11 protein-coding genes are annotated in these 13,896 nt (G+C 37.2%); 6 read left to right on the plus strand and 5 right to left on the minus strand.

Going from position 1 to position 13,896, the window contains the following annotated elements; all coding sequences use genetic code 11:
* Positions 1-20 precede the first annotated feature (20 nt).
* Together ACT3S9_RS13705 and ACT3S9_RS13710 are read right to left on the minus strand one after the other, a co-directional pair.
* Positions 21-1,427: an ATP-binding protein gene (locus tag ACT3S9_RS13705; RefSeq protein ID WP_441836387.1), complete on the minus strand. Its 1,407-nt coding sequence runs from the start codon at positions 1,425-1,427 to the stop codon at positions 21-23.
* Positions 1,427-2,101 carry a response regulator transcription factor gene (locus ACT3S9_RS13710; RefSeq protein WP_058429029.1) on the minus strand — a complete coding sequence of 225 codons (675 nt, stop codon included), beginning with the start codon at positions 2,099-2,101 and terminating at the stop codon, positions 1,427-1,429. The genes ACT3S9_RS13705 and ACT3S9_RS13710 overlap by 1 nt, the downstream gene beginning before the upstream one ends.
* 172 nt (positions 2,102-2,273) lie before the next feature.
* Here ACT3S9_RS13710 and ACT3S9_RS13715 point away from each other — a divergent pair, with 172 nt between their 5' ends.
* The 6 genes from ACT3S9_RS13715 to ACT3S9_RS13740 all read left to right on the plus strand — a co-directional run bounded on the left by ACT3S9_RS13715 (position 2,274) and on the right by ACT3S9_RS13740 (position 10,041).
* Positions 2,274-4,229, plus strand: a complete 1,956-nt coding sequence (locus tag ACT3S9_RS13715) for an LTA synthase family protein (RefSeq protein ID WP_441836388.1) — start codon at positions 2,274-2,276, stop codon at positions 4,227-4,229.
* A 2-nt stretch (positions 4,230-4,231) separates the two neighbouring features.
* Positions 4,232-5,860, plus strand: a complete 1,629-nt coding sequence (locus tag ACT3S9_RS13720; protein ID WP_024599462.1) for a phosphoethanolamine transferase — start codon at positions 4,232-4,234, stop codon at positions 5,858-5,860.
* 12 nt (positions 5,861-5,872) lie between these two features.
* Positions 5,873-6,259, plus strand: a complete 387-nt coding sequence (locus ACT3S9_RS13725; protein ID WP_024599461.1) for a diacylglycerol kinase — start codon at positions 5,873-5,875, stop codon at positions 6,257-6,259.
* 557 nt (positions 6,260-6,816) lie between these two features.
* Positions 6,817-7,776: an arsenic resistance protein gene (locus tag ACT3S9_RS13730; RefSeq protein WP_444750993.1), complete on the plus strand. Its 960-nt coding sequence runs from the start codon at positions 6,817-6,819 to the stop codon at positions 7,774-7,776.
* 61 nt (positions 7,777-7,837) lie between these two features.
* Positions 7,838-8,997 (plus strand): IS3 family transposase gene (locus tag ACT3S9_RS13735; protein ID WP_086962489.1). Its coding sequence is split into 2 segments (ribosomal slippage): positions 7,838-8,111 and positions 8,111-8,997, totalling 1,161 coding nucleotides; the frame shifts between segments, so codons are not numbered across the junction.
* A gap of 150 nt (positions 8,998-9,147) precedes the next feature.
* Positions 9,148-10,041 (plus strand): hypothetical protein, encoded by an 894-nt coding sequence (locus ACT3S9_RS13740; protein ID WP_444750994.1) that lies wholly within the window; start codon positions 9,148-9,150, stop codon positions 10,039-10,041.
* A 221-nt stretch (positions 10,042-10,262) separates the two neighbouring features.
* Here ACT3S9_RS13740 and ACT3S9_RS13745 read toward each other — a convergent pair whose 3' ends face one another.
* From ACT3S9_RS13745 to ACT3S9_RS13755, 3 genes are read right to left on the minus strand one after another with little or no spacing between them, the layout of a single operon-like run.
* Complete coding sequence (locus tag ACT3S9_RS13745; protein WP_444750995.1) at positions 10,263-11,204, minus strand: TniB family NTP-binding protein; 942 nt, start codon at positions 11,202-11,204, stop codon at positions 10,263-10,265.
* 56 nt (positions 11,205-11,260) lie between these two features.
* Positions 11,261-13,102, minus strand: coding sequence for a Mu transposase C-terminal domain-containing protein (locus ACT3S9_RS13750; RefSeq protein WP_441996494.1), 1,842 nt, complete (start codon positions 13,100-13,102; stop codon positions 11,261-11,263).
* On the minus strand, positions 13,099-13,647 hold the full coding sequence (locus ACT3S9_RS13755; protein WP_441994636.1) for a TnsA endonuclease N-terminal domain-containing protein: 549 nt from the start codon (positions 13,645-13,647) through the stop codon (positions 13,099-13,101). Before ACT3S9_RS13755 ends, ACT3S9_RS13750 begins: the two co-directional genes overlap by 4 nt.
* Between the last annotated feature and the right edge of the window lie 249 nt (positions 13,648-13,896).

Genomic DNA, 13,896 nt, shown 5'->3' on the forward strand with positions numbered 1-13,896 from the left:
TCTATGTAGGGCTAAATAAACTAATCAGTGTTTAAGGCTAAAGAGAATGTGATTTTTCTGTCACTAACTTCTGCACTTAATTGCGCATCAATTGCTTTACTAAGCGTTTTAGCGATTGATAACCCCAATCCAAAGTTATCATTCGATGTTCTTGAAGTGTCTTTTTGCCATAAAGGGTCAAATAATTGGTCTATATCATTATCACTCAAAGGTTCAATAAGGGAGTTAGTAACTGACAAAAATAAAAGTTTTTCTTTTGAAATCATTGTCGAAACTAAAATTTTTGAATTTAGTGGGCTGTATTGTTTAGCGTTGTTAACTAAATTGCTAATAATTGATTCGAGGGCAAACAAGTTGCTTATAATTGCTGGTGCATTCTCATTCAACTCCAAATTTACACGCGATAAATCAGTGTTTTCTAAGACTCTGGTAATGACTTGATTTAAATCACAAGCATCTTGTTTGATTAGCTTACCATTACTGTATTTATGTAATAGCAATAAGTTCGACACGATATTTTTAAGCCGTAAACTTATTTTCAACGCTTCAGGCTTAAAATCCTCATTGAGTTCTATCTCATTTGGAAACCTGATAACAACTTCTGCCATATTTATAAGTTCGGCAATGGGCGTTTTTATTTCATGGGCAATATCGGATGTAAGTCGCTTTTCCTTTAGGTAAAGTTGTCTATTCTCTTTAATAAAGGCGTTCAAACTTTCAACAATAGGCAAGAGCTCTTTAACTGGCTCTTGTATAAATATCTGTGAACCTTCACTGGTAATACTTAACTGACTGATATCTTGGTTGAGTTTAATTAATGGCGCAAGTGATGTATCTATTGCCTTCCTGACAAATAATCGAATAAATACAATAACTGTAATTATGGTGACTATAAAAATAACGTCAATCAACCAAAGTACAAAATCAACTTCCTCAGAAGACGCTGCATAAGCTAAAGTCAGTGGCTCATCATTTGTTTTTTTATATGTGTCTACTGATGTATTGTCTTTTTCTTGTGGTATAAAACGACTATAAAACACCCGACCATCTCGGCCATCAGATAATTGTATAGGGAGTATTTTTGACTCGCCAATTTCTAAGCTTTCATATGGTAGGTTTTTAACTTCAAATAAATCTAAACTTTTTGAGCGGGTAAAAACACTTTCTTTGCTCCATAATTGAAAGTACTCAGGCTCTATTTCCCCTTCTAACTCGGGCAAAAACTCACTAGAAAAGTTAAACGAAAAACCTTCATTAGTTTTATGTACTAAGGTCATTAACATACCTGCTTTGGATTGCAGGCTGCGATCAAACTCATTATCTATCCAACTATCAACAGCAATGTCGGTTGCCAACAAAATGCATAAAACAAAGCTAGTTATAGTTACCGAAAGTGTAACAACTAATTTACTGCGAATAGATTTCATTATTGTCCTTGTACAATATAACCAAAACCACGTTTGGTCTGAATTGGCAGCTCCCCTCCTGCAACTCTTACTTTTTTGCGAGCAGATGATAAATGGGCTTCAATCGAGTTCTTTGATATCAAATCATATTGCCCTGCAAGGTAGGTACTTAGCTTTTCTGCACTAAACACTTTATTTTGATTGCTAAATAAACATTCGACAATTTTGTACTCGTTGGGTGTTAAGTCGATAACATTGTCAGCAACTTTTAGCAGTTTTAACTGTAAATTCAGTGCTAAATTATCAATAGTTATGATATCACTCATCATCTTCAATCCTCCACGGCGCATTAAATTTAGCAGTCGAGCGTGGAGCTCATCAAATGAAAAGGGTTTAGTCAGATAATCATCCGCTCCTGTTAAAAGCCCTAAAACACGGTCTTCAGGTTCTTGCTTAGCTGACAAAATTAAGACTTTAGAATCAAGCTGTTTGGTTCTTATGGTTTGCAATAAAGTAATACCATCGATACTCGGTAACATAATATCAAGTATTATAAGCTCATACTCACCTGTCATCGCCATACTCAGCCCTTGTGCACCATCACCGGTGTCATCAACCGCAAAGCCTAGATTTGCTAAGCCAATTCGTAAACTACGCCTTAGTGACGCTGAATCTTCAATTATTAATAACTTCATGTGTTACTCATTCACCTGAAATGCATCTTCATCATTAGGTTACGCCATATAGCTTAAGTTTTACTTAAGACTTGCTTAAGTTTCCATAGTTTAGCCAATATTAAGTTTAGACTCAGGATTTCTTAAGTTTCGGTTTTTAGTATTGCTGCAATTATTAAGATCGAGCACAACTATGACAGCAAATACTTCCGTTTTAAAACCCTTGTTGCGTTTTACTATTATATTGATATCAATCTTTATAACTTCCCGCATTGCTTTATTGTTTTGGCAACATTCAAGATTAAATGATGGTGATATTTGGCCGATCATATCAGGAGCAATCAGAATAGACTTAAGTAGCATTGGATACTTAGCAACTATTGGGGTTTTTATACTGATACTACATGTAGTTGCACGCCCTAAAACAGAGCTTTTCCAGCGTATTTTTACACTTTACGGTAGCTGCGTTGTAACTGTAGTTGTTATTGTTGAAGCATCAACACCTGCATTCATCAATCAATATGATGTAAGGCCTAACCGATTATATATTGAATACCTTGATTACCCACAAGAAGTCTTCTCAATGTTAGTGCATGGCCATCTTTTTGCAATGCTAAGTACATTGCTTTTGGCCTCGTTAACAAGCGTTTATAGCTATCGCCTTTTATGCAGAGCATTCACACAACCACCGTCACTGAAAAAAGCATCCAATTTACCCATTCTAATGGCTGCTTTAATAATCTGCTTATTTGCTGCTAGAGGTACATTAAATCACCGACCGCTTAACCCTGCATTAGTCTATTTTTCTCAAGATTCACTAGTAAACTCACTTGTTCTTAACTCCACTTACAGTGTTGCGTTTGCGCTGAAAAACATAGGTAACGAAAAAAGTGCCAGTAATTTGTATGGCACAATGCTTCGTCAACAAATTATAGATACGGTCAAAAAGGCTTCTTATCGAAAACAGTTTGTCGTTGGAAATATTCCAACCTTGGCGCACAACAAGCCTTTTGTGTCTGGTGTTAAAAAAAACTTAGTTATAATACTTGAGGAAAGTTTAGGTGCCCGATTTGTTGGAGAACTTGGTGGGTTAGATATTACGCCCGAACTTGATAAGCTATATCAACAAGGGTGGGGGTTTGACAACCTTTATGCTACGGGCACGCGCTCCGTAAGAGGTATTGAAGCAATTACTACAGGTTTTACACCATCACCATCTCGCTCAGTAGTTAAACTATCTAAATCGCAGCATAACTTTTTTTCACTAGCGGATGTATTCAGTCAAGAAGGTTACAAAACACAGTTTATCTACGGCGGTGAAAGCCATTTTGACAATATGAAAAGCTTTTTTCTAGGAAACGGGTTTAACGATATTGTTGACATCAACCATATTGATAATCCCCAATTTATCTCCTCTTGGGGGGTAAGTGATGAGGACTTATTCAATCAAGCAGATAAAGAACTGACTAAATTAAGTAATTCGACAGAGCCATTTTTTAGTCTTGTATTTACTTCTAGTAATCACGATCCGTTTGATATACCACAAGGCAAAGTATCGCTACCCAAAGGACATAACCCTGAAAACTATAAGCGTGATCTTGCAATTAAGTATGCCGATTACGCACTAGGTAAATTTATAAATAAAGCAAAAACACGGTCGTACTGGGAAAACACCGTATTTTTGGTTGTGGCAGACCATGATGTGCGTGTTTTTGGCTCTGAACCTGTCCCTTTGAAGTCTTTTCATATACCAGCTGTTATTTTAAACAGCGATATGAAAAGTAAACGCGATCCAAGACTCGTTAGTCAAATTGATCTACCTGTTACTTTGATGTCACTTTTAGGAATTGACCAAGCAACCCCTATGCTGGGCTTTGATCTGACTAAAAGTTATCCAGTTGAACGCGCAATGATGCAGTACTACGACAATTTTGCATACCTAGAAAATGATCGCGCTGTCATCCTAATGCCAAATCAACAAACCAGCTATTGGCGCTATAACAAACAAACCAAAATACAAGAAAAAAATGAACAGCTAAACGTTGATCAAACGTTGGCTGAAAAAGCACTAGCTCATGTGTTATTTAGCAACTTAGCTTACACCGAGCAGCTTTATCGTTTAGCTGATAAAAGTAGTGATAAGGAATAACTATGAAAATTGCTTTTAAAAGATTTTGTATTTCGTCTTGGCAAGTAAGTTACAGCCAATTTGTTTGCTTAGTTTCAATGTATATCGTTATCGCATTTAATGGCTTGTTTTTATACAATACTTTTATGGCTGCAACACAGTCAGGGCATATAAATTGGCTTTTTATCGCGTCGGTCCCTTTATTGCTTTTCTCATTGACTGTTTTAGTTTTAAGTTGGTTGTCCTTAATTACTTTTGTTAAAGCTATACTTCTATTTAGTGTTTTAGTTTGCTCATTGTTGTTTTATTCAACACTTAATTATGGCGTTATTTTTGACAAGAGCATGTTACAAAATATTGTTGAAACAAATTCAGGTGAAGCATTTTCATACTTGAACTTTCAGCTTGTGTTATTTATTTTTTTATTGGGGATTGTACCTACTTACTTATTTTCCAAGTTCACAATTATTGGGAGTTTTAGAGTTCGTTTAAAAAGTTTTACGAAGCTAAATCTATCAGCTTTGCTCTGTTGTGCCTTAATCGCTGTACCCTTTTATAAAGAGTACGCTTCTGTTGGCCGCAACAACCGACAGCTAACAAGTTATATCACCCCGTTTGCATTCTATACAGCAAGTTATAAATACCTGAGGGATAATTACTTTTATCCACCACTACCTTTCAAGGTACTCGATAACTTGCCCACTTTAAAAAATAAAACGAGCACCTCGCTAACTGTAATGGTTGTCGGGGAAACAGCTCGGGCGGCTAACTTTTCACTACAAGGCTATAGTAGAGCAACGAATACTTATACTCCCAAGTTAGGCGTAAAGTATTTTAGTGATGTTTCATCGTGTGGAACGGCAACGGCTATTTCAGTCCCCTGTATGTTTTCACGACTGAACCGCAAAGAATATGATTCTCGGCTTGCTAGTAGTCAAGAAAATGCTCTAGACATTATTCAGCGTAGTGGTGTTGAAGTAACATGGATTGATAATAACAGCAGCTGTAAAGGAGTGTGTGCTCGCATCAAATCAGACAACATTGAGCCGAATAAAGAACATCCGTTATGTGATGGTCATTACTGTTTTGATGAAATATTAGTTACGAAACTAGCAGACAAGATAGCGACTAGTAACGCTAAACATAAATTGGTTGTTCTACATATGATAGGTTCACATGGACCAACTTATTATCGTCGTTATCCTGAACACGAAAGTTTGTTTAAACCTGATTGCTCTCGAAGCGATATTCAGAACTGTAGTACAACTGAACTAACAAACACATATGATAATACTATCGCATACACAGATAAGGTGTTAAGCCAGTTGATAAAAGTATTACAAGCAAGTAACGAAACAAAGAAGTCACTCCTATATGTGTCAGATCACGGTGAGTCACTTGGTGAGAAAGGTTTATACCTTCACGGGTTTCCATATGCATTAGCACCAAGCGAGCAAACCCATATTCCAATGATTTTTTGGAGTAATAAACTCGCTAACTCTAAATTTAATCATTGTATTGAGTTACAACGCTCAAAAGTATTTTCACACGACAATATTTTTGACACTTTACTTGGCTTAACTCAAGTAAGCAGCAGTCAATACCAACCTGAATACGATATTTTTAACGCCTGTAAGGCCCTAAGTCTATAAAGAGAGTTTCCAATGCAATTTGATAGTGCAAATAAGCCGTCAGGTATTAATCGAGTAGTTTTAGCTTTTAAAAATTCACAGCGTGCATTTAAATGGCTTGCTAAAAATGAAGCTGCTTTTAAACAAGAGCTTTTTTTACTCGCTTTATCGCTAATTATTATTTCGATTTGGCAGATAGGTATTTACGAAAAGGTCATGCTACTAATCTCTGTTTTATTTGTGATATTCGCAGAGGTTGTTAATACAGCAATAGAAGCAACAATAGACAGAGTTGGCTTAGAGATTCATCCATTGTCAGGTCTCGCTAAAGATTTAGGCTCCGCAGCAGTATTAATTGCGCTATTGATAAGTTCATTCGTCTGGATTTCTGTATTTATAAGCTATATTGGTTATTTTTAAAATTTATCCAATCTCAATGATCGCTTATCGCTCATTTGCGACCGTCGCCTAAACTCGTTTTGGGGCAGAAACGAGTTTGGATTTCCCAGCTTTCACTAGACACCGGCTTATAATCTTAAAGTACAAAACGGAAGTAGACTTCCGATTTCAAACCTACATTGCCATATTTCGGAAGTAAACTTCCGCTTCTAGGGCTTCAAAGGTAGCTATCGGAAATATACTTCTGTTTTTTGATAGCGTTGTTAACCTAGATAGCTATATGAGCTACTTTTCAGGGTCTTACTTGAGCGATAACCAGTCATTGAGATTAGCTAAATATAAGAGTTAACTAATTCGTCAAACTACTCTTTGCGCATATATTCATGAAAATGAGCGACGCGCGCAAATTGGTTCATTTAACTTTACCTAAAAATTTTAGAAAACTTAGTGATAGTAATGCTTTAGGTTATTTGTTAAAACTATATAAAGTAGATAATGAGCGTTCAGTCGGAAGAAATATGCGCGATGAGCGCACTATTAAATTATTAAGCGGTAATCGATCAACGAGGTTCTGATCATTGAAACGAGAGGCATTGGAAAAATATCAGGTATTTATCTACCTGACCGGAATCCTTATAGGATTACTGGTCGGGGTGAAATTTCCTGAACAGTCAGAGATTCTAGAGTGGGCTTTGTGGCCTTTGCTAGGCATGCTTCTGTATACGACTTTTACTCAGGTTCCTCTAGGGCATCTGCGAGAAGCATTCTCTGACTCCCGCTTTATGCTGGCAGCGGTGATTGGTAATTTCGTTGTTCTCCCGTTAATTGTGTGGGGGTTAATGTCCGTTGGGCCTAACTTGCCTGCGGTCAAGTTAGGCATACTCTTGGTGTTATTGGTCCCGTGTACTGACTGGTTTATCACCTTCACACACTTGGGTGGGGGGGATACAAAGCGGGCCATTGCCTTTTCGCCAGTTAGTCTTTTGCTTCAGCTAATTCTCCTGCCAGTTTATATATGGCTTTTCCTTGGTTCGGAAATAACAACCAGCGTGATGCAGCGAGAGCTAGTTCTGGCCTTCTTCGGACTTATCGTCCTCCCCTTGGCGGCGGCATTTGCAACCGAAAAATGGGCTGAAAAACGAGAGGGCAGAGAAACTATTCTGAATGCTTTTGGCTGGCTTCCCGTTCCGCTACTGGCATTGGTTGTGTTTTCTATAGCAGCGGCACAAGTCAATGTAGTCATTGATTCATTGGGCATACTCCCAAGCTTGTTTGCAGTGTTTTCTGCATTTCTTCTGATAGCTGGGGTTTTATCTTTAGTGCTTTCAAAAATATTTTCATTGCCAACAAATCAAGGCAGAGTTCTTGCCTTCAGTTTAGGTAGCAGGAATTCATTTGTGGTTCTTCCCCTAGCACTCTCTCTGCCTTCATCCTTTGAGCTTACGGTTGTAGTTATCGTATTTCAGTCATTGGTTGAGCTATTTGGGATGGCCGCTTACATATGGTGGGTTCCAAAAAAATTATATCCTTCAGTGTAATGGTCTAATGAAACTGGACAGGTTTATAGCGTAAAATGAGCTAAACCCAAAAGGTATCACTATGACCAGAAAATCAAAAGTAACACTCAGTGCACAACAAAAACTTGAATATGCCAAATTAATGGTAGAAGAAGGTTATACCAATAAGCAAATTGAAGAGATGTCTGGCGCAGGAAAGTCAGCAGTATCACGTTGGAAGCAACAATATCTATCTGAGCTAGATGGTAAGAGCCCGGGAAATGTACAAGCACTCACACCAGAACAGCAACGTATTCAATTGCTAGAGAAGCAGCTACAGCGAGCTTTAAGGGATAATGATATATTAAAAAAAGCCACCGCTTTCTTCATTCGCGACAATCAAAATTTAAAGTAATTAAAGCGTTGAAGAAAGCGACCCCAAGCTATACGGTATCTGAGTTGTGTCGTGCTTTAGAAGTCAGTACAAGTAGTTATTACTATGCGCCCGTCGCGCCAAATAAGTCAGAGCAGGCACTGCTGGAGTTAATTAAATCTATCGCTGACGATTCTGGTTATACGTATGGTAGACGCAGAGTGAACGTTGAACTGAATGCGTTAAATCATACGATTGGAATATATAAAACAGCGGCACTGATGAAAAAGTTGAATATAAAAGCCATCAGGCCGAAGAAAAAACATTACTACCCTAACTCAGGTGATGAACATAAGTACGCACAGAACCTCTTAAAACGAGAGTTTAACCCTGATTCACATAACACGCATTGGGTCGGTGATATTACCTATATCAGGAACCATCAAGGGTGGAGCTACTTGGCCTGTGTGTTAGACTTATCAACGAGGGAAGTTGTAGGGTATGCCTTATCAACAAGCCCAAATGCTGAATTGGCTATAGCAGCATTGAATAATGCTATTAAGCGTCAACAGCCGGTTCTTAATCAACTGATGTTTCATTCCGATCAGGGGTGTCAGTATTCTGCGGCCTCGTTTAGAGCTCGGTTATCACAACTAACTATAACGCAAAGTATGAGTCGTCGAGGTAATTGTTGGGATAATGCAGTAATGGAGCGATTTTTTAGAAGTTTAAAAACAGAGCGACTGAATCGCCTGTCATTTATAAATCATCATTCAGTTATAAGTGAGGTGGACAATTATATTCAGTTTTACAATTACAAACGTAGGCATTCTACGCTTAATTATATGACGCCACATCAGAAATATAATGAATTAAAAAATGCCGCTTAGAATCTCTACAGAATTTGTTGACCATTACAAAGCTATATGAATGCGGTGGCGCTTAACAAAGCCAAGCACAGCGACAGCTTTTCCGTTGCGGCTTCGCCTCCACTACAAAGCTGCGCGTGTTGGCGGCGTTAAATTCCAAAGGAAAATCAGGTGCAGCACGATACTGAGAAATATAGACGGATTTTTGAAGGGATGTCTCCCGAAGAAATTGAGGAGATGAATCGCCTGAATGATGAGGAACATCAAAGGCAAGCTGAGGCGTTCAGAACCGGCTATGAAAAAGATATTTGCTATCTCTGTAACAAACCTTTTAAGACCATTAGCAAAAGCAACCCTTGCTTACACTGGCTATTACGGCAATGTAAATTTAAGAAAAAAGACTTTCCAAAAGTTTACGAAAAATACGGCTATGGGAATATAGCTGCGTATATTCGATGGTGTGCGAACCAAGATCGTTTTCTTTCGAATATCAATGACCTTGAAGGCGAGAAGTCAGATAGAAAAGTTTTATCCTATACAGTTAAATGGAAAAATGTTGAATGGACGTTTGACTGCTCCAAAAATGACTTTCAAGGTCATCAAGGAACATCCATTGATTATCCTCATTACCACTTTCAAATGAGAATTGATGGTAGACAATTCATCAACTTCAACGATTTTCATGTTCCATTCACTGATCACGACCTTTTTATATTGAAAAATAGTATGGAGCAAGGTGACTGGTTCAAACAGAATTTCGGGGCAATTGGTTCAGGTATGCAGGATGCTGTAAGTGTCGAGCTAGAAGATATACTTGAGCATACTATTCGTTCAGATAATGAAGACGAGGCTACTTATCATTTTTCAACAATGATTGATGCAAGTGAAAACCCTATTTCTGGTGAAGAAATATACGAAATACAAAAAGAAGCTGAACGAACAGGTAAATCTTTCGCTTTTGTAGCGCAGAAGCGGTTAAAGGAGCGAGCAAAGGTACAAACGGTTATCAGCCCTGCAGATTCGATTCCGGACATTGCCTCTAGAACCGAGCACAAGAGAAGATGAAATTTAACAAACGCATGTTGTCGGATTGCTTTTCCGCTGCGCAACAAACCAGCCGCAAATGCGGGCGTTATCAATGTCCGCATCACGCCCTGAGGCACTCAACAAGCTTTTTCTACCACTAAAAGAGGAGAACCTTTCTCTTTTAGTGCTTTTAAATATTTTGATTCATCATAAGCTTTTCCTGTTTTCCAGCACCTTAATAGACCTTAGGCTAGTACAGCTTACTTTAGTATTGCGAATTTACGACCTGTGAGCATATGTTCAGGATCTAATGCATTAGGGTTGTAAGATGAGCTTTTAATTACTTCATAAATAACAATATCTTTAGCATCTTGTTCAAAAGGGTTTTTTAACTCCAGTGACTCTTTGTCATTAAAAAAGTCGAACTTTTCATAAGCAGTAATAAAATGTTTATTTTCAAGATACTCGTTACAACTCAATGCTAATTTTAAAGCCTCCAACAGTAGATGTTTAAGAGCTCGATTCTCACCTCGACATGCAGCAAACAACGCTATTGTGGTATTTTTACTTTCAAGCTTAGGAGGCTCATCAAATGGCATTTTCTTCGCTAGGCCCATTAAATATTGGCGAAAGTACTTAATGTCGTTCTTTAAGCTAAAGTATTCAAGTTTTCTTTTTCTAACTAAGCGAGAAGCCCATTGAGGTTCTTCAGCTATTTTTGCAGCCCAAGGCATACCAACCAGTACTATTGGCACTTTGGATTCTTCACTAATAAACTTTAACCCATTTGCGATTTGCTGGCGTTCTTGTACGCTTTTAAACTCTATTAACTCCTGAAACTCATTAATGATGAGTAACTCAACTTGAGCTTTAATTAAGCTTTCTACAAGTTTTTTAGTTAGGTCTGTTTTGTAGCCTCGCTTTTTAATTTGGCTACTTCCAAATAGCTCCAGATCTGCCAGCATTTGGATTAAAGTTGCATCTAAGCCTTTCCCCCTAGATATACGACTTATTAAGACTGGCATAGTATTTCGGCTATAATTCTGTGTAGCTAGAACTCTTTTTTTGTAGTGATTAATGGTATGGCTTTTTCCTACGCCTGTATCACCAATTAATAGCATACACTGCTGGTCTGACTGAAATATACGGTTTAATCTCAGCTCATCAAAGTCATTAAAAATTGTTTTGATTTGAGAGTGCATAACAATGCAATCGCTAAAGTTGCGCAACTGTTCGATCTGCAATTCTGTTAAGGCATTCATTCAAATGCCTCTAAGTCATCATCCCAATCATCAAAAATATCGTTACTTATATTTTTTTGTACAGGGGCTGCACTTTCTTCAGAAACCTTAATAGTGCCCGTTCCTGTATTGCTTACATCAGCTATTTGAGCTTGCTTTTTGACAGTTGTAATTTTTGCTTTAGTTTTTGATTCAATGAAAGCTTCTTGCTCTTGTCTTACTCGCTCATGAATAGCCATGCGTGCTTTAGCTAAACCCAAACTATCTTTAGACTCCCGAATGATTTCCCTGTTAATTTTTTTTATTGTTTTATGTTCATAGATACTTAACCCGTCCGTATAGCCGGTAGGGTCTGTACACGGTACTTCAAGGTAACTTTCCAGCTCTTCTAAATAAACATAAATTTTTGAAATGTCATCTGGATCTACTTTAATGATTTTTTTTACGCTTTCTTTTGTTTGCGGGTAATGCTTACGGTAATCAGCTAAGGCCGTAGAGTCATACATTAGTTCTTGATATTTGATACCATTTCTCGATAATGTTCTTGAGTCTGATATTCGCATTAACATTGAAAAACGCGTTTCCTCCTCTTCATTCATAGTCAATGGGGGATAAACATCAAATCCTTGTTGCCATCGCTTAATTGGGATACGAGTTTCACGTGAATTACTATCTTGATGGTATACATCTACAATCCAGCGGTGAAACTCTTCTACAAAAGTTGAAAAGCGCATAATTGCATCTTTTTCGGGTTTATATTCTTCTTTTTCTAATATGTTTGAAAATGTTTTACCTGGAACTTCAGGTAAGAAATATTGATTCATCACTCCAAAAAAGCGCTCTATAAATGGTTTGAGCCAAGGCTTGCGTACAGGGTTATATTGAATATTTATTCCTGTTGATTGACAAGCATGCTCTAAATTTTTAGACCAAAACTCAGCACCATTATCTACTACTAAGTTTTCAAACTTACCAAAGCAAGGCCAATTATTTTGTAGTTGTATATTCAGAGCATCAAGTGATTTTGGATTAATTGCGTGAGTAATAGCCTTCGCTGCAGATACATACGAAGGAGATTTATAACTTAGATGAAAACCAAGAACACAGCCACTAAATACATCAATAAGTAATGTTAGATAAGGCCTTCCTATGGGGATAAGTAACTCATCATCAAGTAGAATTAAATCAAGTGGTGTATGATCAATCTCTACACGCTCTAATATTCTTGTAGGAGGTACATGAGCAGCACAGTAAGCAAACCATTGGTCTGCCTTAAACTTTCCGTGTCTGGCTACAGCGACCGCGTATGGGGGGATTGCTTTGATTCTTTTATTAAAAGCAGTGTAAGACATAATTGGAATCTTGCCTTCAACAATATTCTCATTTTCAATAATAATTAGGTCTTTATAGTACTGGTATGCTGTTGCAATAGTAGGTCTTTTAGCATCTAAAAATCGTTCTAAAGCTTTATCAAAAAACTTATCATCCCCTTCGATACGCTTGGTTCTGTTTCCCATTTTATGATTTTTATCAGCTAGAGAGGCAATATTCCCGTTACTGTCGATGTATTTTTTACGCCAACGAGCAACAGTCCGCCAATTTGGCCGAATTTCCTCACTCCCTTTAAAAAGTTCATCTAAAATAGGATCTAAATTTCTTTGGGTCCAGCCACGTGAAAGTTTTTTATCTATAGAGCTTATTAGCTTATACCTTTCTAGCGCTTGGCTTTTCAAATCATCTGTAAAGGTATCCAGATCACGCCTGATTAAGTTAGCATCATCTAATTTAACATATTGTGTAGGTGTTTGTGGTTTGAGTGGCGCTACTGATTCATCAAATTCATCGAAAAAATCTGTCATGGTGTAACCCATAATGTTGGGTTATTAGTTAAATCATCACAGCCTAGGTCAGCTTCAATCAACCCTTTATGCATGAGCCCAAATAAAAAGGATCGTGTTTCACCTATTGGTAAACCGACCTGAGAGCTTATATCATTTAGCTTGATTGCTCCAGATTTATGAATAAAACTAAGTAGCTCGTTTTGAATACCACTAACACCATAAATACCGGAATAACGGTGTAATAGTTTTAAGTTACTTAATATTGGATCTACCCTAATTTGCCTATCAGTTACTAGAACAAGGTCAATTCCCATTTTTAATGATGCATCTCGTCTAGCAGCAAATTTTGCTCTAAATAGTGGGGAAGCAATTTTAGAATAAGGTTTATATTCGTGGTATTTTTGGGTTTTATTCGTATACGAAATCAGTGCATCAGGTGTGTAAGGTAAGCTTTTACCCATAAACTCATATTTAAAGCCTTCAGGCTGACTCCCAAAACTCTCTATCAAGTCGTTATATTCATGATGAAAACATGCATCAAACTCTAATGTACTTTCACACATGATTACACTACAGACTTTAGTGCTTGCAAATTTGAATACATTTTTATTAGGAGAAGGCTTTCTTAAGTTGCGTATATACATGAGTAATATAACTATTTTTTATTTGCATTGTACACATACCATACAAATAAAAAACAGTTATGTCACACTATGATTTAAAATAAAAATAACCAATTGATATTAAAGAGGTTAATTTTTTATCTCTATTTACATAAGAGATTTTATGTCAAAGTATGGTTTAATTATGTC

It is taken from the genome of Pseudoalteromonas sp. AOP31-A2-14 (assembly GCF_052378035.1).
Lineage (GTDB): Bacteria > Pseudomonadota > Gammaproteobacteria > Enterobacterales > Alteromonadaceae > Pseudoalteromonas.

Excerpts from the sequence above, each read along its gene's own strand:
- ACT3S9_RS13705 (WP_441836387.1), bottom strand. The coding sequence starts at position 1,427 with ATGAAATCTATTCGCAGTAAATTAGTTGTTACACTTTCGGTAACTATA.
- ACT3S9_RS13710 (WP_058429029.1), bottom strand. The coding sequence starts at position 2,101 with ATGAAGTTATTAATAATTGAAGATTCAGCGTCACTAAGGCGTAGTTTA.
- ACT3S9_RS13715 (WP_441836388.1), top strand. The coding sequence starts at position 2,274 with ATGACAGCAAATACTTCCGTTTTAAAACCCTTGTTGCGTTTTACTATT.
- ACT3S9_RS13720 (WP_024599462.1), top strand. The coding sequence starts at position 4,232 with ATGAAAATTGCTTTTAAAAGATTTTGTATTTCGTCTTGGCAAGTAAGT.
- ACT3S9_RS13725 (WP_024599461.1), top strand. The coding sequence starts at position 5,873 with ATGCAATTTGATAGTGCAAATAAGCCGTCAGGTATTAATCGAGTAGTT.
- ACT3S9_RS13745 (WP_444750995.1), bottom strand. The coding sequence starts at position 11,204 with ATGCACTCTCAAATCAAAACAATTTTTAATGACTTTGATGAGCTGAGA.
- ACT3S9_RS13750 (WP_441996494.1), bottom strand. The coding sequence starts at position 13,102 with ATGACAGATTTTTTCGATGAATTTGATGAATCAGTAGCGCCACTCAAA.
- ACT3S9_RS13755 (WP_441994636.1), bottom strand. The coding sequence starts at position 13,647 with ATGTGTGAAAGTACATTAGAGTTTGATGCATGTTTTCATCATGAATAT.